The 21,329-nt window shown below is 40.4% G+C and carries 19 protein-coding genes; 10 read left to right on the plus strand and 9 right to left on the minus strand.

The window, feature by feature from the left end:
- Nucleotides 1–31: 31 nt before the first annotated feature.
- From I6F10_RS09875 to I6F10_RS09890, 4 genes are all read left to right on the plus strand, one after another.
- The gene (locus I6F10_RS09875; protein WP_165743523.1) at nt 32–553 is read left to right on the plus strand and encodes a DUF4124 domain-containing protein; all 522 of its coding nucleotides are present in this window, start codon (nt 32–34) and stop codon (nt 551–553) included.
- 82 nt (nt 554–635) lie between these two features.
- Nucleotides 636–1,706: a nitrogen regulation protein NR(II) gene (gene glnL, locus I6F10_RS09880; protein WP_165743525.1), complete on the plus strand. Its 1,071-nt coding sequence runs from the start codon at nt 636–638 to the stop codon at nt 1,704–1,706.
- A gap of 14 nt (nt 1,707–1,720) precedes the next feature.
- A complete protein-coding gene (gene ntrC, locus I6F10_RS09885; protein WP_002961117.1) occupies nt 1,721–3,106 on the plus strand; it encodes a nitrogen regulation protein NR(I) in 1,386 nt (461 codons plus the stop codon).
- A 29-nt stretch (nt 3,107–3,135) separates the two neighbouring features.
- The gene (locus tag I6F10_RS09890) at nt 3,136–3,594 is read left to right on the plus strand and encodes a cyclic nucleotide-binding domain-containing protein (protein ID WP_002961116.1); all 459 of its coding nucleotides are present in this window, start codon (nt 3,136–3,138) and stop codon (nt 3,592–3,594) included.
- 1 nt (nt 3,595) lies between these two features.
- Here I6F10_RS09890 and I6F10_RS09895 read toward each other — a convergent pair whose 3' ends face one another.
- Together I6F10_RS09895 and I6F10_RS09900 are read right to left on the minus strand one after the other, a co-directional pair.
- Nucleotides 3,596–4,261 (minus strand): hypothetical protein, encoded by a 666-nt coding sequence (locus tag I6F10_RS09895; protein WP_165743527.1) that lies wholly within the window; start codon nt 4,259–4,261, stop codon nt 3,596–3,598.
- Nucleotides 4,262–4,317: 56 nt separating this feature from the next.
- Nucleotides 4,318–4,605: a hypothetical protein gene (locus tag I6F10_RS09900; RefSeq protein ID WP_165743529.1), complete on the minus strand. Its 288-nt coding sequence runs from the start codon at nt 4,603–4,605 to the stop codon at nt 4,318–4,320.
- A 246-nt stretch (nt 4,606–4,851) separates the two neighbouring features.
- On the opposite strand from I6F10_RS09900, the gene I6F10_RS09905 reads away from it, so the two are divergent.
- The 4 genes from I6F10_RS09905 (at nt 4,852) to I6F10_RS09920 (ending at nt 9,204) form a co-directional block, all read left to right on the plus strand.
- Nucleotides 4,852–5,235, plus strand: coding sequence for an RNA-binding S4 domain-containing protein (locus I6F10_RS09905; RefSeq protein WP_002961114.1), 384 nt, complete (start codon nt 4,852–4,854; stop codon nt 5,233–5,235).
- Nucleotides 5,236–5,333: 98 nt separating this feature from the next.
- Nucleotides 5,334–5,762 carry a hypothetical protein gene (locus I6F10_RS09910; protein ID WP_039488637.1) on the plus strand — a complete coding sequence of 143 codons (429 nt, stop codon included), beginning with the start codon at nt 5,334–5,336 and terminating at the stop codon, nt 5,760–5,762.
- 205 nt (nt 5,763–5,967) lie between these two features.
- Nucleotides 5,968–8,712, plus strand: coding sequence for an aconitate hydratase AcnA (gene acnA / locus I6F10_RS09915; protein ID WP_165743531.1), 2,745 nt, complete (start codon nt 5,968–5,970; stop codon nt 8,710–8,712).
- 237 nt (nt 8,713–8,949) lie between these two features.
- The gene (locus tag I6F10_RS09920) at nt 8,950–9,204 is read left to right on the plus strand and encodes a hypothetical protein (RefSeq protein WP_197098781.1); all 255 of its coding nucleotides are present in this window, start codon (nt 8,950–8,952) and stop codon (nt 9,202–9,204) included.
- Here the strand turns inward: I6F10_RS09920 and I6F10_RS09925 are convergent, their stop codons facing one another.
- From I6F10_RS09925 to I6F10_RS09940, 4 genes are all read right to left on the minus strand, one after another.
- On the minus strand, nt 9,205–9,753 hold the full coding sequence (locus I6F10_RS09925; protein WP_197098782.1) for a DUF4124 domain-containing protein: 549 nt from the start codon (nt 9,751–9,753) through the stop codon (nt 9,205–9,207). It abuts the gene before it with no gap.
- 145 nt (nt 9,754–9,898) lie between these two features.
- On the minus strand, nt 9,899–10,639 hold the full coding sequence (locus I6F10_RS09930) for a phosphoadenylyl-sulfate reductase (protein WP_197098783.1): 741 nt from the start codon (nt 10,637–10,639) through the stop codon (nt 9,899–9,901).
- Nucleotides 10,640–10,682: 43 nt separating this feature from the next.
- Complete coding sequence (gene cysI / locus I6F10_RS09935) at nt 10,683–12,380, minus strand: assimilatory sulfite reductase (NADPH) hemoprotein subunit (protein WP_197098784.1); 1,698 nt, start codon at nt 12,378–12,380, stop codon at nt 10,683–10,685.
- A 61-nt stretch (nt 12,381–12,441) separates the two neighbouring features.
- Nucleotides 12,442–14,256: an assimilatory sulfite reductase (NADPH) flavoprotein subunit gene (locus I6F10_RS09940; protein WP_197098785.1), complete on the minus strand. Its 1,815-nt coding sequence runs from the start codon at nt 14,254–14,256 to the stop codon at nt 12,442–12,444.
- A 303-nt stretch (nt 14,257–14,559) separates the two neighbouring features.
- Between I6F10_RS09940 and I6F10_RS09945 the strand changes: the two genes are divergently transcribed.
- Nucleotides 14,560–16,185 carry an endonuclease gene (locus I6F10_RS09945; RefSeq protein ID WP_197098786.1) on the plus strand — a complete coding sequence of 542 codons (1,626 nt, stop codon included), beginning with the start codon at nt 14,560–14,562 and terminating at the stop codon, nt 16,183–16,185.
- Nucleotides 16,186–16,272: 87 nt separating this feature from the next.
- Here I6F10_RS09945 and I6F10_RS09950 read toward each other — a convergent pair whose 3' ends face one another.
- Nucleotides 16,273–17,259, minus strand: a complete 987-nt coding sequence (locus I6F10_RS09950) for a hypothetical protein (RefSeq protein ID WP_197098787.1) — start codon at nt 17,257–17,259, stop codon at nt 16,273–16,275.
- 417 nt (nt 17,260–17,676) lie between these two features.
- Between I6F10_RS09950 and I6F10_RS09955 the strand changes: the two genes are divergently transcribed.
- The gene (locus tag I6F10_RS09955) at nt 17,677–19,176 is read left to right on the plus strand and encodes a DUF3360 family protein (RefSeq protein WP_193226787.1); all 1,500 of its coding nucleotides are present in this window, start codon (nt 17,677–17,679) and stop codon (nt 19,174–19,176) included.
- 93 nt (nt 19,177–19,269) lie between these two features.
- Here the strand turns inward: I6F10_RS09955 and leuD are convergent, their stop codons facing one another.
- Complete coding sequence (leuD, locus tag I6F10_RS09960) at nt 19,270–19,869, minus strand: 3-isopropylmalate dehydratase small subunit (RefSeq protein WP_010555450.1); 600 nt, start codon at nt 19,867–19,869, stop codon at nt 19,270–19,272.
- Nucleotides 19,869–21,269, minus strand: coding sequence for a 3-isopropylmalate dehydratase large subunit (gene leuC / locus I6F10_RS09965; RefSeq protein ID WP_101217610.1), 1,401 nt, complete (start codon nt 21,267–21,269; stop codon nt 19,869–19,871). Before leuC ends, leuD begins: the two co-directional genes overlap by 1 nt.
- Nucleotides 21,270–21,329: the final 60 nt, after the last annotated feature.

Consider the following 21,329-nt stretch of genomic DNA (forward strand, 5'->3'; position numbering starts at 1 on the left):
TAAGTTACCGACAAAAATGCAGGGCTGCAGAGTGAACAACAAGATTTTATTACTATTAATTGCTTTAGGATTAAGCAATTATGGTTACGCTGGTGAAACAAAGATATACGCTTGGAAAGATAAAAATGGCGTATTAGTGTTCTCTGACACCCCTCATAAAGGTGCTAAAGAGGTAAAGCTTACCAGCCAAGATCTTAATATGCCTGCAACAAATACTGACATTTTTGACGAGCAACCCCAGCCCCAACAAGCGGCCTTTAGTATTGCCATTTCCTCACCTGATCATAACCAGACTATTCGTGAAAATACCGGCACTGTTTATGTTACTAGCCGAATAAAACCACGCTTTGAAACTGGTTTTACTATACAACTTTTTATTGATGGCAAAGCACATGGCCCAGCCAGTGACAGTTCAACCTTTGCAATAAGAGATGTAGAACGTGGTGAGCACACACTACAATTAAAGCTTTTGAATAGTAAAAACCAAGTTATTGCTATAAGTGAGCCCTGCATATTTTTTATGCACCGAAAAGGGCTAAACCTAAGTAACTAAATTGGGGCATTACTAAACGTGCAGCAGTGTATTTTACTATATAACTTGCTTGTAAATATCAACGCACTAAAATGGTGCAGCTATGATTAATAATAAAAACTTTAGCCCTGAGCTACTCGATGCTATTTGGCAAAATCAAACAACCGCTATCATGTTGCTTGATAAAAACTTCACCGTTGTCTATGCCAATACCAGTACTAGCGAACTGCTTGGCCTTGGTAACAAGCGCCTATTAGATCAGCCTTTCGATAGTCTTTTTAATTACCATTCAATCGATTTGCAGCGTATAGAACAATACTCATTAGTTGAAGGTGTAGATTGCCAGCAGCACAGAGCTGACGTGGTTTTTAGCGATTCTCGCCATGCAAAAGTAGCCGTAAGTACACGACAAATTAAGTTTGAAGGCTCACTTTATATTTTATTTGAGTGGCGCCAAACTGATGACGAAATTAAGCACGACCAAGCGTCTAATCAAATGCATCAATACCAAGCAGCCCGAAATCTAATTAGAGGCTTAGCTCACGAAATTAAAAATCCTTTAGGTGGAATTCGCGGAGCGGCGCAGTTATTGCAGTATGAGGTTGATCAACAAGAAAGAGACCAATGTGCTGAACTTATCATTGAGCAAGCCGACCGATTACGTGAATTAGTAGATAGGCTTTTAGGGCCAAATCAGCTTCCGCAAAAATCGTATGGCAATATACATCAATCACTTGAATCAGTTGCACGACTAAGTACGTTAGATAATTGTTCTAACATTAGCTTGGTTAAGGATTACGACCCAAGCATTCCTGATGTATACATTGATCAAGGTAAAATTCAGCAAGTAGTATTAAACATTGTTCGAAATGCTCAGCAGGCGCTTGTAGATGGCGGTGAAATAACAATAAAAACCCGCATTAATCATCAGCATCGTCGCCCAGGTAAAGCACCTAAAAAAGCCTTGTTGATCCAAATATCTGATAACGGACCAGGTATTGATCCCAGTGTACGTGAAACACTGTTCTACCCTATGATCACCAATAAAGAAGATGGCTCAGGGTTAGGACTCTCAATAGCGCAAACGCTGATAGATCAACATGATGGCTATATAGAATGTGATAGCTGGCCTGGACATACTGAATTTAATATCTATCTGCCCTTTGCAGATTAATGTTTGGAGTTTGCATGAAAACAGTTTGGCTTGTAGATGATGATGCTTCTATTCGATTTGTACTTGAAAAAGCACTAACCCGTGCAGGGTTTAACGCAGAAAGCTTTGCTAATGCGCAAGATGTATTAAGCGCATTAAAGTTTAGTCAACCTACTGTTTTAGTTTCGGACGTACGAATGCCTGGTATGGATGGCATGGCGTTGCTTGAGCTTATAGCAGAGCAAAACCCTGGGCTGCCAGTTATTATAATGACTGCCCACTCAGATTTGGACTCTGCAGTTAATGCATTTCAAAAAGGTGCTTTTGAATACCTAGCTAAGCCGTTTGATTTAAACGAAGCAGTGGCGCTAGTCGAAAGCGCATGCAGAGCAAACTCCACTAAAAAAACTAAGCGAAAGCAAGCTCCACCAAAAAGTGCCCACATTATTGGTGAAGCACCCGCTATGCAAGAAGTGTTTAGAGCGATAGGTAAACTATCGGCCTCAAGCATGAGCGTATTAATAAATGGTGAATCTGGCACAGGTAAAGAACTTGTCGCCAGCGCCCTGCACAACCATAGCCCACGTAAAGAAAATCAATTTATTGCACTTAACATGGCGGCCATTCCAAAAGAGCTTGTTGAGTCAGAGTTATTTGGCCACGAAAAAGGCGCATTTACGGGCGCCGATAGCGTACGTAAAGGCCGCTTTGAGCAAGCCAATGGCGGTACACTATTTTTAGATGAAATTGGTGATATGCCACTTGATGTGCAAACACGTTTATTACGCGTTCTTGCCGATGGTGAGTTTTATCGCGTTGGTGGCCATCAAAGTATAAAAGTGGACGTACGCATTATTGCAGCTACGCACCAAAACCTTGAAGATTTAGTTAAACAAGGCAAGTTTAGGGATGATTTATTTCATCGTCTTAATGTTGTGCGCCTACGTTTACCCGCTCTTCGAGAGCGTACTGAAGATATAGAAAGCTTATCGCAACACTTTTTACATAAAAGCGCTAAAGAGCTACAAGTAGAAAGTAAAGTACTGAGCCCTAAAGCGACTGAGCAATTACGTTTATTTAATTGGCCAGGTAATGTACGCCAATTAGAAAATACGTGTCGTTGGCTGACAGTTATGGCACCGGGTGAGCTTGTAAGCGAGCAAGATTTACCGCCGGAGATTCTGGATGCTTCACCAACCCAAGAAGAAGGTGATTGGCTCGATGCATTCCAACAATGGCTTAATCAAGAGCTAAAAAAAGGCAAAGAAAATATTTGGCCTGACATTCAAGCTCAGCTAGAAACTCGCTTAATAAAAACAGCCCTGGCTAATTGCTCTGGTCATAAGCAAGATGCAGCTATAAAAATTGGTTGGGGACGTAACACGTTGACCCGAAAATTAAAAGAGCGCAATATTAGCTGATTAAACGCTTTTAACACATTTGGTTATTGATGAAGCTAATCGAACATATTCCATTATTCAAACAAATGGAGATTATAAACAGGCTGCACTTTTTTAAAGAATTTACGCTCAGCGAGCGCCAAGTCTTATTGGAGTCGTTCGGCCTGTTATATTTAGTAAGCCAGCATCAATTTTTATTTAAGCAATACGATAACGACAAGCGCTTGTACATTGTACTTAGCGGCGCATTATTAGTATTTAAGCATAACCATTTACTAGAACTTGGCACTATAGAGCCCGGTGAATTTATAGGTGAAGGTGCCTTTATAAATAACCGAGAGCGCAGTACCAGTGCTCGCGCTAAAACCGACACCATAGTACTTGCCATTACCCCTGAAGCACTCACCCGCCTACCTAATGTTATCCGCGAAAAAATTAAAGACCGAATTATTGAAGGTATGAGCCTGCGCATTGCCAAATTAAGCGAGCATATAGAAACTCACGGTTAGTTCAATCCATATAAACAATTTGCAATGAGCAATCAAGCCAACTGGGCTTATTAACGTGCGCAGTAAAAGTGTAAGTATCTGAAGGCTTGGCACCAAAGGGGGTATTTACAAACGGCTGTGAATGACGATATGTTTGCGAATAGGTTTTATAATAAATAACAACGTAACCGTATAAAAACTCCCAACCTAACCTTACAACAGCGCCACTGGGTAAACTAAAGTCAGCATATTTATCTGTAAATGTAACAAGTAAATCATTGTACTTCTCTTCGCTGCATTGAGTTGTTCGTAACTTTTTAGGCATAACAAAGGTAGTACCCGCCATTATATTCTTTAAATAAAAGCCTATATTGCCATCACCATAAAAATGATTTGAACGAGTCGTGTAGTTAACTTGTGGCTTGTAACCTAGCTCTTGCATTATAGCCGCAAGTTGCTCAGTTTCTTTAGGATAAATCTTATCACTTGATAAGAGTAATGTGGCTTCACCAAAATCAGGTGGGATTGCCAGCTCTACATATTCATAAGGGAGCGATTGTGCTTTTAGCGCAGCATCGAGCTGGTTGCGCTGTTCATCTTGCAAGTTTTCACTAAATACATACACGGTAGGTTGTTGGCACGCAGCTAATAGTAATGCCAACACACATATTAAAATTCCACTTTTCATAGTTACCCCTTTTTGATTACAATTGTAGTCTATTAAAGGTAACTATTTATCGCAATTTAATTTGTTTGGCTATCTAACCAAGCATCAACACTTTTGCGAGTATATAAAACTTCTTTAAATAAACGATGACGTTCAAATTCAAGTTTTGTTTTTCTCGTGGCATCACCACTAGCTAAACGGCTATGGGTATCATTGAATTTTGAAATTACAGAAAAACCGCGCTCACCTTGATCAGCTTGCTTTTTTACAGAATTAGCAAGGTGCTCTCTAACATCGTCAGCAGTTAACATACCTGAATTATCTAATCCCATTAGCTCTTTTTTCATTGCTAATCTTACGCCCATTTCCTACTCCATTTAATGAAAAATATTTATTCCGCCAAAGTTTTAGCAATTAGCAGGCCATACGTAAAACTAACTGCAGCAAATATTACTCTTCAATTGCTTCAGTTTTTTTAAAGACAGATAAAATACATAAAAACTTTCGTCGTTATTTCCCTATTACAATTAGCTAAAGTTACTTGCTTTGGTGCAAAAGTAGCTGCAAGCCTTTATACTACAGCTTGTGCGTTACCCCCACCGAGAGCAAATATGAACGAAGAATACATAGAAATAGAATTAGAAGAAGAGCCGATTGAGCTCTGTAAATTATTAAAAGTACTAAACTTAGTTGAAGGTGGCGGCCAAGCTAAAAACCTAATTACTGAAGGCTATGTGGGTGTTAACCATGAAATTTGTACAATTAAACGGAAAAAATTATACAGTGGTGATGTACTAGAGTTTGATGGTGAGTTTTTTAAACTCTCACTAAGTGAAGATGCAATCCCTGCAGAAAAACCTGCGGTACAAACTCAAGCAGAGTCAAAGCAAGCTGCACCACAACCAACAAATCAACCAGCTAAAAGTAAGCGTAAGCGAACTAAAAAACCAAAAGTAGATGATAAAACAGGTCGTCGTCCTATTTCATTTGGTTAAGCATTTAAAAGCACTCTTTTTATATAAAAAGGCCAACTTGTATAGTTGGCCTTTTTACTCTTTAATAACCTAATTAATAATAAAAACAAGGTTATAAAATGTCTGTAAACACACCTAAAAATTGGTTTAAACCCGTTGTATGGGCGGCACTCGTATGGAACTTACTTGGCGTTATTGCATTTGCTATGCACATGATGATGACACCCGAAATGATAGGTAAACTTCCTTTAGATCAACAAGCTGCCTACTCTGACATCCCTCTTTGGTCAACCATTGCATTTGCTGTAGCTGTATTTGGAAGCACTTTGGGTTGTCTGTTTTTACTTGCTAAAAACGCGCTGGCAACACCTACTTTTGCGCTATCGCTCGGCGCTATTTTAATTCAGCAATATTATAATTTTGTGGTCATAAATAGTATTGAGCTACTTGGCGCAAGTGCGGTATTTATGCCTATTTTTGTAATCATTATTGCCATCGCTTTACTTTGCTTGAGTATTAAAGGTAAGCAACAAGGTTGGTTACAGTAATTAATAAGGGTCGAAATAACTTTTGACCCTATCTCTTCTTTTAAATCATCTCTTGAAATTAAATTTTTCAGCATCATCTCTACTATAATAACTGTATAAAATTCGTTCTCTAAACGCGATTTTTTACACTGGTATGTACTTTGCAACTCGAACACTACAGAGGTCACTCTTCAAAACATTTTTATAATTCATAAAGGGGCAAATAATGAATAATAGTTTCGATACCCAACATCAGCTCACAATAAATGGTGAGCAATATCATATTCATTCTCTAAAAGGACTTGGCGACAAAGCGAAACGATTGCCCTTTTCCTTAAAAGTACTACTTGAAAACCTTCTTCGTAACGAAGATGGCGTAAATATAAAAGAACAAGACATTCAAGCCCTTCTTAATTGGGATCCTCAAGCAAAGCCTGCATCTGAAGTTGCCTTTACTCCCGCCCGTGTTGTTATGCAAGATTTTACCGGCGTACCCGCTATTGTAGATTTAGCCGCGATGCGTGACGCAATGGAAAAGCTAGGTGGAGATCCTGCAAAAATAAACCCGTTATCGCCTGCTGAACTTGTGATTGACCATTCGGTACAAGTAGATGGCTACGGAAATGATGGTGCATTTGATTTAAATGCAAAACTTGAGTACGACCGAAATAAAGAACGTTATGAATTTTTACGTTGGGGACAAACCGCTTTTGATAATTTAAAAGTAGTGCCACCAGCAACCGGCATTGTTCACCAAGTAAACCTAGAATACTTAGCGCGCGTTGTTTTTAATGAAGAGCGCGACGGAAAAAAATTCGCTTACCCAGATACGCTTGTAGGGACTGACTCTCACACCACCATGATTAATGGCTTAGGTGTGCTTGGCTGGGGTGTAGGCGGCATTGAAGCTGAAGCAGCCATGCTTGGTCAGCCAATTAGCTTACTCATTCCACAAGTAGTAGGTATGAAGCTAAGCGGACGTTTACCTGAAGGTACTACCGCAACCGATTTAGTGTTAACAGTAACCGAAATACTGCGTAATCATGGCGTAGTGGGTAAATTTGTAGAATTTTATGGTGACGGCCTTGCCGACCTACCACTTGCTGATAGAGCAACCATAGCCAATATGGCACCAGAATACGGCGCTACGTGTGGTATTTTTCCAATTGATGATGAGACCATTAACTACCTTCGCTTAACAAACCGCGACGAAAAACACTTAAAAGTAATTGAAGATTACGCTAAGCATCAAGGCTTATGGCGTAACGATGGCGACGAAGCTAATTATACCGATACACTTGAGCTTAAATTAGATGACGTTGTACCAAGCCTTGCAGGCCCTAAACGCCCACAAGATAGAATTGCCTTAAACGAAGCTGGCAAAGTTATTGGCGATCATTTAAAAGGCTTCCAAGACGAACGTATGGCTCGTCGTGATAAAAGCGATGAAGAACAAGCTCGTATTGAGAGTGAAGGACCGACAACAAATCCAGATGAGCCAGTTAACGAAGCGCAGTTTATGGGTGCCGCTAAGGTTAAATTTAAAGGCCAAGAGTTTGAGCTAAACGATGGCGCTTGTGTTATTGCCGCGATTACCAGCTGTACCAACACCTCTAATCCAAGTGTTATTTTAGCTGCTGGTTTGGTTGCTAAAAAAGCGAAACAGTTAGGCATTAATGTAAAACCTTGGGTTAAAACATCACTTGCTCCAGGCTCAAAAGTAGTTACCGACTACCTAGAAAAAGCAGGCCTGATGGATGACCTAGAAAGTCTTGGCTTTAACTTAGTTGGCTACGGCTGTACCACGTGTATTGGTAATTCAGGGCCACTTGCAACTGAAATATCAGACGCGATTCAAAAACATAAATTAGTAGTGAGCTCTATTTTATCGGGTAACCGTAACTTTGAAGGGCGTATTCACCAAGATGTTAAAATGAACTTTTTAGCCTCTCCTCCGCTTGTCGTAGCTTATGCCATTGCAGGTAGAACCGATATTGACGTATACAACGAACCCCTTGCTCAAGATGCTAACGGTAACGATATTTACCTTAAAAACATTTGGCCAAGCGTTAAAGAAGTAAGTGACTTAGTTAAAGAAACCGTAACTAAGGAAATGTTTGAAAAAAGCTACGCTAACGTTTACGAAGGCGATAGCCGTTGGCAGCAAATTAAAATACCGGATGGCAAACTTTACGATTGGGATGATGCATCTACCTACATTAAAAAAGCACCCTTTTTTGATGGTATGAAAGTAGAACCACCGGGCATTCCTTCTATTGAAGGTGCACGCTGTTTAGCTAAACTTGGAGATTCAGTAACCACTGACCATATTTCTCCAGCGGGTGCTATTAAAGCAGAAGCGCCAGCAGGTTTATACTTGCAAGAGAAAGGTGTAGATAAAGCGCAATTTAACTCGTACGGCTCACGCCGTGGTAATCACGAAGTAATGATGCGTGGAACGTTCGCTAATGTGCGTCTTAAAAACTTACTAGCTCCTGGTACTGAAGGTGGCGTAACACGTACTCAGCCTGGAGATACGCTAGAGAGCATTTATGATGCAGCAATGGAGTATCAAAAAAATAATACTCCACTCATTATTTTAGCGGGCAAAGAATATGGCACGGGTTCATCTCGTGACTGGGCTGCTAAAGGCTCACTTTTATTAGGCGTAAAAGCCGTTGTAGCACAAAGCTACGAACGTATTCATCGCTCTAACTTAATTGGTATGGGTGTATTACCGCTGCAATTTAAAGAAGGTGAAAGCTACGAGTCACACGGGTTAACAGGGCAAGAACAATTTGATATTGATGGCCTGTACGATAAAACCGATGAAGTTACCGTTATTGCCACAAATGCCGAAGGTAAAAAAGTAACCTTGAGTGCAGACGTACGTATTGATACCCCTAAAGAGTGGGATTACTACAAACACGGCGGCATTTTACAATATGTACTGCGTAATATGCTCGACTAACAAAGACAGTAGTTAATACATTTAAAAGCCCAGCTTAGTAATAAGCTGGGCTTTTTTATATTTGCTGTTTGTTGTCTTAAATCAATACTAAGCATTTAAAGCGTGCCTACACTAGGGCCTATTCATGGGGAATAACCACACTACATAGGCTCTGTCTTGCCTAAATACCAAACACACTGCTGCAAATTTAACCTCGAAAGATAAACAGGCCCTAGGGCTGCTCTTAGTGAGGTAACTATGTCGCAAACAATGATAATTAGGCTGCTTAAAACATCAATAGTGCTTGGGTTGTGCCTTATCGTGACTGGCCATACGTTAATTGTGTCGAACTACTTTACCGTCGAGCATGGTATTAAAGGAATAATTATAGCGGCGGCATGCATTGCTGTAGGCGTGCTGCTGTCGCTTCCCACTAAAATATATTTAACAGTATTATTGATGGAAGCAGAAAAACATTATTTAAAAAACCATAAAAGCACTCACTCTAAATAATTAAAGTGCACTTAAATTATTAATTTCTTTATTACGTTTTTCTAGTTTGTCTTTTACATTTTCGGCGTCATTAAATAGCTTTTTAACCGAATCTGGGTTCAAAATACTGATCCCCTCTGGTGCAGCCGACATTGTGTTTGGAGTTGAAGAGGTATTTAAAATAGACGTGTCTTCTGCAGCAATAACAGTAATATCTTTAGGATCGAGTTTTACTTCAATACTTTTTGCATGTGGGTTAGGTGAATCAGAAAAGTGCCATTGGCCTGTTTCGTCTTGCCACTTAAAAATTTTACCACTTGAGGTAGCATTTGCAGCAATTGGTTCATCAGAAATACTGCTCGCAATTTTATCGCCAGCTTGCTGAACGCCCTGCACTGCTTGGTCCAAAGTACTGCTAGATAGCGCGACCATTCTTTCTTTAATTTGCTGAGATTCACTGCTAATTGATGATGCAGAAAGCCATGTTTGACCATCGGGCTTTTTTAAATAAAACAAAGAGATGACTGCAATAGCCATAATTGATATAGCTAAGTAGGTAAAGTATTTCATAGCGTTCCTGCTTTAATTAATCCTTTAATGCCTTGAGTCTAATAAAAAATACTTAATTAGGCAATTTTTTGTACCCGAATAAAAGAAAATAAAAACGCGGCCGAAGCTGCGTTTTTATTTGCGATTTAACTACATCGTAGTGACGTTAAATACCGTCACCATCCATGTGTAGTCCACATTCTCGGTTTAAACCAAAAAAGCGAGTTTCTTCCTCTGTCATTCCTGGTTCTAACTTACGTGTTGTATGTACGTCACCCATCGACACATAACCTTGTTCCCATAATGGGTGATAAGGTAAATCGTGCTTAGTCAGGTATTGATACACGTCGCGGTTAGACCATTCAATAATCGGGTACACTTTAACGGTACCACGGCTTATTTCTACAAACTGTTTATCAGCACGTGTAGATGATTGATCGCGACGCAAACCACTAAACCACGTGCCCGCTTCTATCTCTTTAAGTGCGCGGGTCATCGGCTCAACTTTATTAAGCTGGTTATATTGCTTAATGCCGTCCTCGCCTTGCTCCCACAACTTACCAAACTTAGCTTCTTGCCATGCTGGGCTTAGCTGCGCTCTATACACCTTTAAGTTTAGTGATAAACGCTCACTCATTTGTTCAATAAACTGATACGTTTCAGGAAATAGATAGCCTGTATCGGTTAATACAACGGGAATATCTGGACGTTGTGAGGTCATTAAATGCAGCATTACTGCCGCTTGAATACCAAAGCTAGATGATAAAAAAGCCGTATTAGGCAAGTTATCAAGCGCCCATGCAACACGCTGTTCTGCGCTCATATTCGCTAGCAAACCATTAGCATCAGCTAACATAGCCACCTGGCTTTGTTTATCTAGCTGTAAAATGTTTTTAAATTCACTCATGGTAAATTCCAAACCTCACCAGCGCTTTGGCGCTGGTATTTAATTAAGCGTGAAAATCGGTTACTGATACTTTTACTTCAGCAACTATGCCTTTGCGTATAACAAAGTCACCAAAACACTCACCGTCATTGCGCTCTTTTGCCCATTGGCCAATGAGCTTATCGAATGCTTCTAGGTAAACGTCTTCGCCTACGTTCTCAAGGTACAATTTAGGAATACGTGTACCTTCTAAATTACCACCTAGGTAAACGTTGTACTTACCTGGCCCTTTACCCACTAAACCAGCTTCTGCAAGCATTGCGCGGCCACAACCGTTAGGGCAACCTACAACGCGCATAATAATGCTGTCATCTGGTATACCGTGCTTAGCAAGTAATGCTTCAGTTTTTTCTACTAGGCTTGGTAAGTAACGCTCTGCTTCGGCCATTGCAAGTGGGCACGTTGGCAGTGAAACACACGCCATAGAATTTTTACGCTGCTGCGAATCTTTGTCATCAATTAGGCCATGGCTACGTGCAATTTCTTCAATCACGGCTTTTTGATCTGCAGGTACGCCAGCAATAATTAAGTTTTGGTTTGCCGTCATACGCATGTCACCTTGGTGAATTTCTGCAATTTTACGACAACCTGTTTTTAGTGGCTTGTCTGGGTAATCCAAAATACGACCATTTTGGATGAAGAGCGTTAAATGACTCTTTCCATCAATACCATCAACCCAACCGATGCGATCGCCTCGGTGGGTGAACTTATAAGGTCTAATCGGTTCAAACTTAACACCAATACGTTTTTCAACTTCAGCTTTAAATGTATCTGTACCAACACGATCTAGTGTGTACTTTGTTTTTGCATTTTTACGATTTTCGCGATTACCCCAATCACGTTGAACTGATAAAACATGTTCAGCAACACTCAATGTATGCTCAAGAGGTATAAAACCAAATTCGTCAGCTTTACGCGGGTAAGTTGCTGTATCGCCGTGCGTCATGGCAAGGCCGCCACCCACTAATACGTTAAAACCAACAAGCTTGCCATTATCAGCAATTGCCACAAAGTTTAAATCGTTAGCGTGAACATCAACTTCGTTATTAGGCGGAATGGTTACCGTTGTTTTAAACTTACGCGGTAAGTAGTTAGATCCTAAAATTGGCTCTTCTGTGGTTTCTGCTTTTTCGCCATCTAACCAAATTTCAGCGTATGCTTTGGTTTTTGGTAATAAATGTTCAGAAATTTTCGCAGCCCATTGATAAGCCTCTAAATGCAGTTCAGATTCAACGGGGTTGGTTGTACAAAGCACGTTACGGTTAACATCGCCCGCAGTTGCAATAGAGTCTATACCTACGCTGTTAAGCATTTGGTGCATGCCTTTAATATTCGGCTTTAATACACCATGAAACTGAAACGTTTGACGCGTAGTTAAACGAATGCTGCCGTAGCTTGTTTTTTCATCAGCAAACTTATCAATTGCTAACCACTGCTCTGGCTTAATAATACCGCCAGGCATACGTGCACGTAACATTACATTATGTAGCGGCTCTAACTTTTGCTTAGCGCGCTCACCACGTATATCACGATCATCTTGCTGGTACATGCCATGAAAACGAATTAGCTGAAAGTTATCTGCGGTAAAACCACCTGTGATTTCATCTTTTAACCCTTGAGCTATAGTGCCGCGCAAAAAGTTACTTTCACCTTTTAAGCGCTCGTTATCAGAAAGTTTTACATTTTTATCTTGTTCGCTCATTTTAAATCCTAAATTTGTTACAATTACGATAATTAGATACTAAATAAAATAGGAGGCGCGGTTAGTACACGTCTTTCTGATAGCGGTTTGCGCTACGTAAATCTTTTAAGTACTGCTCTGCGTCTTCGTTACTCTTGCCTGTATTTTCTTTAACTATATCAACCAAGGCGTTGTGTACATCTTTTGCCATGCGATTTGCATCGCCACAAATATAAAAGTGAGCGCCGGCTTCTAACCATTCAAACACGTCTTTACTGTTACTGCGTAATTTGTCTTGTACGTATACTTTTTCTGCTTGGTCACGGCTAAATGCAACATCTACTTTGTTAAGTAAACCCGATTTTAAATAACCCTGTATTTCTACTTGGTATAAAAAGTCTTGAGTGAAATGTGGGTTACCAAAGAACAACCAGTTTTTGCCTTGTGCTTCACGTGAATCACGCTCTTGTAAAAATGCACGGAACGGCGCAATACCCGTACCAGGACCAACCATAATAACAGGTGTATCATCGTTAGTTGGAAGGCGGAAATTGTCGTTGTGTTCGCTAAATACTTTAACTTTACAACCTTCTTCTGCACGACGAGTTAAGTAACCAGTACAACCACCTAAATGCTCGCTATCAAATGCATCAAACTGCACTAGACCTAGTGTTAAATGTACTTCGTCTTCAACCTCAGCTTGGCTAGATGCAATTGAGTACAAACGAGCTTGTAGTTTACGTAGGCAATCTACTAATGTTTGCGCATCAATTTTTGCTGGGTTTTGGCGAATCACATCAAATATTTGGCGAGGTTCAATATACGCACGCATTGCCGCTTTATCTTCTACAAGCTTTAATAATTCAGGCGTACCTGTTGCTGTTGCATATTTTTCTACAAAACCTGGGTACGACTGAGTCAGCTCAAGCTTTTCAATAAGTGCATCACGTACGCTTAGCTCTTCATCACCTACTTTTACAATACTTGTTGCATCTATTTGAGTAAGTGTAAGTACTTCATCAACTAATACATCGTCATTTAAAAAGTATACACCTAATGAATCACCTGGCGTGTAAGTAATATCAGAACCTTCAAGCGAAATTTCAACGTGGCGTACATCTTTAGTCGAGTCGCGACCGGTAATTTTTTGAACAGTTAATAGCTCTGCTTCAAATGGATTTTGTTTTGTATATTGGCTTGCTGCAGCGGTTGGAGCGCCAAATGGCATTGATACAACTTGACCACCAGCGGCTTCTTGCTGCGCTTTTAAATCAGGTTCAAATGCATCAACTGCACCGGCGATCCACGTAGCAGCTTCATCTTCGTAATCTACATCTAAATCAGCACGTTGATAGATAGTTTGTGCACCAAGTTTATTTAAACGCTCTTCAAAATCTTTTGCTGTCTGGCAGAAAAACTCATAGCTAGAATCACCTAAGCCAATAACCGCTATTTTTACATCGTCTAGTTTTGGCGCTTTTTTAGTGGCTAAAAATTCGTGGAGTGTTTCTGCGTCTTCTGGTGGCTCACCTTCGCCGTAAGTAGATACAACGATAGTTAAAAACTTTTCTTTTTTCAGGGCTGTTGGTTTGTAATCTGACATGCTAACAAGCTTAACTGCTAAGCCTCGCGACTCAGCCTGCTCTTTCATTTTGGTAGCTACACCTTTTGCGTTACCTGTTTGCGAACCATATAAAATAGTTAGCGCTGCTGCATCACCCGCAGCTGGTACGCCTGCCGTAGGAGCACCTAACGCAGCCGAATTAGCATTTGCAGCTAAGTAACCACTCACCCATGCTTGTTGAATTGGATTAAGTTCAGCCACTAAACCTTGCAGCTTTTGTACTTGATCTTGCGATAGCGGGCTTGCCGCAGCATTTAGTTGACCTAACAACATGAATCGATTCCCCATAACCCTGAAAATTAAACACAACACACTTTGTGTATTGTTAAAAATGAGTTTTACCTCATCCAGAGCGTATCTGTTGAGGTTTTCTAAGTTAGTAGCATAACGGGCTCAGCATAGATAAAAAAAGAATAGAATCTGCTTTGATATTCCATTTAGTTATTAATTTATAAAAATACCTTCAAAAACAGATTAAAGACTTATTATTGCTTTTTACTGCACTTTAAATTAACAATTTTGTAACCCAACTAATGTAGGGTATATTCTTCATTCAAAATAAAAATAGGAACAACTATGTTACACGGGAAATATAAAAATAATCTACTTAGTACCGCTTTGTTACTTGGCTCATTACCTGTAATGGCCAATGTAGCTAATGGCGGATTTGAACAATGGTCAGGTAATACACCTAGCTCTTGGAGCACTATTGATAGCGGAATCAGCTTAACGCGCTCAACTAGTACAGTTAAAAGCGGTAGTAGCTCTGCTGCTGTCAATGTAACAACAGGATCGCAAAGTAACACTGATTTACTACAACAGGTTGCTGTAGAAGCTGGTAAAACCTATAACTTTTCGGCTGATGTTTACCACACCGAAGGTAAAATTAAAGCGCGCTTATATGTAGATGGCTATCAAGGCTATTCGAATCAAGCACAAACTAACCAATGGCAAACAATTAGCCATAGCTATACAGCAAGCAGTGATAAAACAATTAGTGTTGGGCTTAGGTTTTACGATGTAAGTGGATTTGATGGCAGCGAAACCGTATACGTAGATAACTTTTTACCAAATGCTGATGGCAACGCATCAACAAGTTGCACCGACAATAGCCTTACCTTAACGCTTAACACCGATAATTACGGTAGCGAAACTAGCTGGGCCGTTAATAACAATCAAGGTAGCGCTGTTGCTAACGGCAGTGGTTACGCATCAAACACTCAGTATGATGAGCAAATATGCCTAACTGATGGTACTTACACACTTGTTATTAGCGACAGCTACGGCGATGGCATGTGTTGTTCAACAGGTAATGGCAACTATGCGCTTAAGCAAGGCTCTACCACACTTGCTAGCGGTGCAAGTTTTAATAATACAGACAGCACGGCATTTACTTTAGGTAGTGGCTCTGGTGATGGCGGCGGGACCAACCCAACACCCACTGGCTACTATGTTACTGCTCAAGGGTTATCAGGTTATGCACTAAAAACTGAGCTTTATAATATTATTAAAGATCATAATGCACAGGGTTACTCAGCTATTTGGAATTTTTACGACTCATCTGCACGTGATAAATACTTTGAAAACGATAACAGCATTTTAGATATGTATAGCGAAAAACCAAACGGCTCAGATAGCTACAATTATACTGCGGTAAGTGACCAATGTGGTAACTATAGTGGAGAAGGCGGCTGTTACAACCGTGAGCATTCATTTCCTAAAAGCTGGTTTGGCGGCACTATTGAGCCAATGAACTCAGATGTGCATCATATTTACGCAACCGACGGTTATGTAAACTCAAAACGTAGTAACTTCCCATTTGGTGAAGTAGCAAGCGCTTCATTTACATCAACCAACGGTAGTAAATTAGGTTCTGCCGCAAGTTCATTAAATTACTCAGGTACTGTATTTGAGCCAATTGACGAATTTAAAGGTGACTTTGCTCGCGCTTATTTTTACATGGCAACGCGCTACGAAAATGTAATAGGCACTTGGCAAACCAAAACGACCTCAAGTAATGTAGTGCTTAATGGTTCAAGCAACCAAGTGTTTGAAAGCTGGGTTGTAGCCATGCTGCTTAACTGGCATAACAGCGATCCTGTAAGCCAAATGGAACTTGACCGTAACCAAGCAGCCTTTGAATTTCAAGGTAATCGTAACCCGTATATCGACCATCCTGAATTTGTAGAAATGATTTGGTAAAAGTTAGCAGTTAAAACAAAAGCCTTTGCAATTGCAAAGGCTTTATCTTTTAGTGTGTAATATTTTTTATAGTCACAATGGTTTAAGCTAATTATAAGAAACAGCTGCGATAAGTGACTTTTCAGCTCTGTTTTTCATCAACGTTAAAAGTGAATGATGAAAATCTTGAAATATCACCTCTCCCCATATACGTGAATAAATACCAAAATTTGTATTGTCTTGCACGGTCGTTTTTAACGTTAAAATCGTATTGCCGCTTTTATCTTCACTTAGCTGATAACCACCGTAAAGTGGAGAAAAGTATTCACCGCCTAGTTTTACGTGTTTATCGAGAGCGTCATCGGGAATAGCATCTGGGTCTATATCAAATCTATAATGCATCTGTTTATTTGGTTGCCAGTCGGTTATTACTTCTTTAAACATAACGCCTTTTTGCCAAGTACTTGTGCGAACAGCGCCTATACCGCTAGCATTCATACTTGCCTTTAATGGCTTTGGTACACCAATTAATTGAGTGAGTGAAAAAGGCACTTCCTGTGGTTTTATGTCACTCACATTAGCTAACTGCTGCCACACAACATTGATGGGCGCGTTAATAGCTATTGAATTTGCTACTTCGTATGTTTTTGATAAATGTAAAAAGTTAACTTCAATAGGTGAGAGCAATATAGGTAACAACGCGATTGATAATAAAGAACTATTCGCTTTTTTTATTTTACGTTTTCTAACAAAGCCCGCAAGTAACCCACCAATGCTGGCAAAAAACATAAAAGCAGGCAAAGCCATTGCCACACAAATGCTCCCTTCAAGCAAAGTAATTACACTTACAAATAAAAAAACAAAAATAGGCTGCCAAGCAATCGTGATCATTTGCCTTTTAGTTAATGTTTTTGATTCATTGTACTCAAAGTGAACACGAATATAACCAATTGCAACGGGCACTAAAAACATAAATGATATAGAGACTAGGCTACTTAAATTATAAGCATTGACTAGCTCTATAAACAGCCGCATAAATATGCCGTAAAACGTACCAAGTAAAATACCAATTGATTTAGGGGAGTTGAGTTGCATGTCTATTCTTTATTGTTATTAACAATCAGAAAGTAACAGAAGTATTATTCCACCACAAATAAAACAAAATTAACGGCTCCTGCAAGCAAATAGCTTGAAATAAAAACGGCTTTCACAGCCACTAAGACTAAAGGATAATAACCTGCCGTTAACACTATACTATTAGGTAAATAGTGCTCCGCTTCCTTAATGACTCACTCAAGATTTTGATTTATAACAACTTTTAATCACCTTCTGTAATTTCATAACTTTTAGTGTAAAGCAGTTTTTTAAATTAACTGTATTAAAAACAACCATGCACGACCTTTTGCCTATACATAGCAGCCTAAAAGCTGATCTACCCTGCATATTCAATATTCATTTGCTTTAACAAAAGCCGTATTTATTTGATTAAGCAACAATGTTGCAGGAGAACGCATGCAAACTACACCACCCGGTGATGCACCATCAAACACGCACAAGAATGCTCAAAGCTACGAGCAGCTTCACAAACCGAGTTCAGAGTTTAATACTCGCGACGAGTATCTCGAACATGAATTACAGATTATGCAGCCTAAACGCTGGCGTCCTAATTTACCGTTTAGAGATTACCGATTTGAATTTGAAGACACCATTCCAGCAATGGCGGGCACTATTGGTAAAGTCGTTATGGTGGGGGCTATTGCAGCAACCTTTGCGGCGCCTCTTGGTTTAAGCGATGCATTTGTTTTAGAAAATGTACGTTACGAATTACTCATTGTTTCTATTTTTATCATCTTATTCTCAGGCTTTATTTTACCAACAGCCAACTTGGCTGGTACTCACGGCCCGCTTATTCCGTTAATTCCTATTGTTGTTGCTGCTGGCGGTCACCCTATGGCGTTTGGCTTACTCATTGGTGCCTTTGGTTTTATTTTAGCCATAACCAAGGGAGGAAGTATGCTCGCGCGCCTAACCAGTAAAGGTGTATGTGGCGGGCTACTTATTTATTTAGGCTTTATTGGTACTATTTCGCAAGTTAAAAAGCTGTTTGCTTGGGCTGAAGCCATTGATATGGCACACATTGCGTTTATTGTTATTTTAGCCACCATTTTATTGTATGCGCTATTAGAGCACTTTAAAAAGCGTTGGTTAGCCGTGCCGTTAAGTTGCCTTATTGGTGGCGTGGTTGCCTTTGCCTTAGGCGCACCGTTTGAGTTTCATACTGCACCGGGTTTACCAAATATGAACCCAGCTTACTGGTGGGGCGAAAACACGGGTTGGATGCTAGGTTTACCAACGCTTGAAAGCTTTGTTGTTGTACTCCCATTTGCAGTGCTCGCCGTTGCTATGTGGTCTCCTGATTTTTTAGGCCATCAAGTATTTCAAAAAATAAGTTATCCGCAACGCACTGAAAAAGTACAAATGAATATCGACGACACCATGCTAAGTGCATCGGTTAGACAAACATTCGGCTCACTTGCCGGTGGTGCTAACTTTGCCTCCTCTTGGGGTACTTATATTGTGCCTGCCGCTATTGCTAAACGCCCTATCCCTGCTGGCGCTATTTTAACTGCATTATTTTGTATTATTGCTGGTTTATGGGGTTACCCTATGGATTTAGCAATTTGGCAGCCTGTATTGTGTGTAGCGCTTATTGTTGGTGTGTTTATCCCGCTACTTGAAGCTGGCATGGAAATGACGCGCGAAGGTAAAACGACGCAATCAGCCGCTATTGTGGTATTTGCTTCGACCTTAGTTAATCCTGCTTTTGGTTGGTCACTTACTATGCTACTTGATAACTTAGGGCTGATTGGCTGTAAAGAGCGCAGCGCTGAGTTAACTAAAATGAGCCGCTGGGTGATTCCACTTATTATGTTTGTGTTACTTACCACTGTAATGGCAATTGTAGGTATGTTACCTGGTATACCGGCGTTAATGGCTGACTTTAGGCATTAACCTTTAGCTACCACATCTCATATTTACCCACAAAAAAGCACGGCAATTGCCGTGCTTTTTAATACGTGATTTTTAATACACACGGTTAAGCAATTACTGCCAAGAACGCTCAGTCGCTAGTTGTTTTTCAAACGCATCAATTTGTGGGTTTAGCGTTTCGGTTACACCAATAAAGTCTAAACCACTTAACAAACGTTCTTTTACCTCTTTACTAATATCAAAACTAATTGGTGCAAACTTACTGCTTGTTAGTGTTTGATTTTCAAGGTCGATTTCAATGTTAATATCGTCGTGCTGCTCGCTAAGTACAAACAATTGCTCAAGCGTATCGGCAGGTAGCGCTATGGCTAACATTTGGTTGTTACCACAGTTATTAAAGAAAATATCTGCAAAGCTTTCAGCTAAAATCACTTCAAAACCATATTGCTTCAGCGCCCATGGCGCGTGCTCACGAGATGAGCCACAACCAAAGTTGTCGCGCGTTAATAATATTTGCGCGCCTTGGTAGCATGGGCGGTTTAAAATAAAGTCAGGGTTTGGCTCGTCGTTATCTAGGTAACGCCAATCATAAAACAATGCCGCATCAAAGCCTTCGCGGCTAGTTGATGTTAAAAACTGCTTAGGGATAATTTGGTCAGTATCTACATTGTTTTTATCAAGTGGGGCCATTAAGCCACTAAAAAATACGCTCATTAGGCTTCTCCTCTAATATCAACAAAGTGACCATGTATTGCAGCAGCTGCGGCCATTGCAGGGCTAACTAAATGAGTACGCCCGCCACGACCTTGGCGACCTTCAAAGTTACGGTTAGAAGTAGATGCACAACGCTTGCCTGCTCCTAGGCGGTCATCGTTCATCGCTAAACACATAGAACAACCCGGTTCGCGCCATTCAAAGCCAGCGGCTTTAAAAATATCGGCTAAGCCTTCGTCTTCGGCTTGTTTTTTAACTAAGCCAGAGCCCGGTACAATTAACGCCTCTATGCCGGCAACAACATGTTTGCCTTCAACAATTTTTGCAGCAGCGCGCAAGTCTTCAATGCGGCTATTTGTACATGAGCCAATAAATACCGTGTCTACTTTCGCGCTTGATAATTTATCGCCCGCTTTTAAATCCATGTATTTAAGCGCGCTGCGAATAGCGTCCGCTTTAATTAAATCAGGTTCTTGGTCTGGATCGGGTATGCACTCATCAACACCAATTACTTGCTCTGGGCTTGTGCCCCAGGTAATTTGTGGCTGAATGTCGTCGGCATTTAGCTCAACAACTAAATCAAAGTGTGCGCCTTCATCCGTTTTTAAAGTTTCCCAATATTCAACGGCTGCATCAAAATCTGCGCCTTTAGGTGCAAACGGACGACCTTTTAGGTAATCATAAGTAATTTGGTCAGATGCAATCAAACCCGCTTTTGCACCCATTTCTATGCTCATATTACATAGCGTCATACGGGCTTCCATTGAAAGTGCTTCAATGCCTGCACCACAAAACTCTGCTACATAACCTGTGCCACCAGCGGTACCTAACTTGCCAATTACCGCCATAATTAAATCTTTAGCCGTAACCGTTGGACGCAATACACCGTTAATTTGAATTTTTAACGATTTCGCCTTTTTTTGCTGTAGCGTTTGCGTTGCTAATACGTGCTCAACCTCAGACGTACCAATACCATGCGCTAATGCGCCAAACGCACCATGCGTAGAGGTATGGCTATCGCCACATACAATGGTTGTGCCAGGCAAAGTAATCCCTTGCTCTGGGCCCATTACGTGCACAATACCTTGATTAATTGAGTTTAAATCGTAAAGCACAATACCAAACTCTTTACAGTTTTTATCAAGCGCCATTAATTGGTTTTTAGATACTTCGCTTGCGGCATCAAGTGATCGGCTTTTAGTCGATACGTTATGATCCATCGTTGCAAAGGTTTTTTCTGGGCAACGTACAGTACGGTTTTTTTCACGTAGACCAGCAAAAGCCTGCGGAGAAGTAACTTCATGCACTAAATGGCGGTCAATATAAAGTAAGTCGGTTTGCTCGTTTATGCTGGCAACGGTATGTGATTGCCAAATTTTTTCGTATAACGTTTGGGCCACTTGCTAATTCCCTAATCTGTTTGAGTTGCAGCATAACGGTGCTGCAACTTTAATATGTTA

The organism is Pseudoalteromonas sp. SWYJZ98 (assembly GCF_015864495.1).
Lineage (GTDB): Bacteria > Pseudomonadota > Gammaproteobacteria > Enterobacterales > Alteromonadaceae > Pseudoalteromonas > Pseudoalteromonas distincta.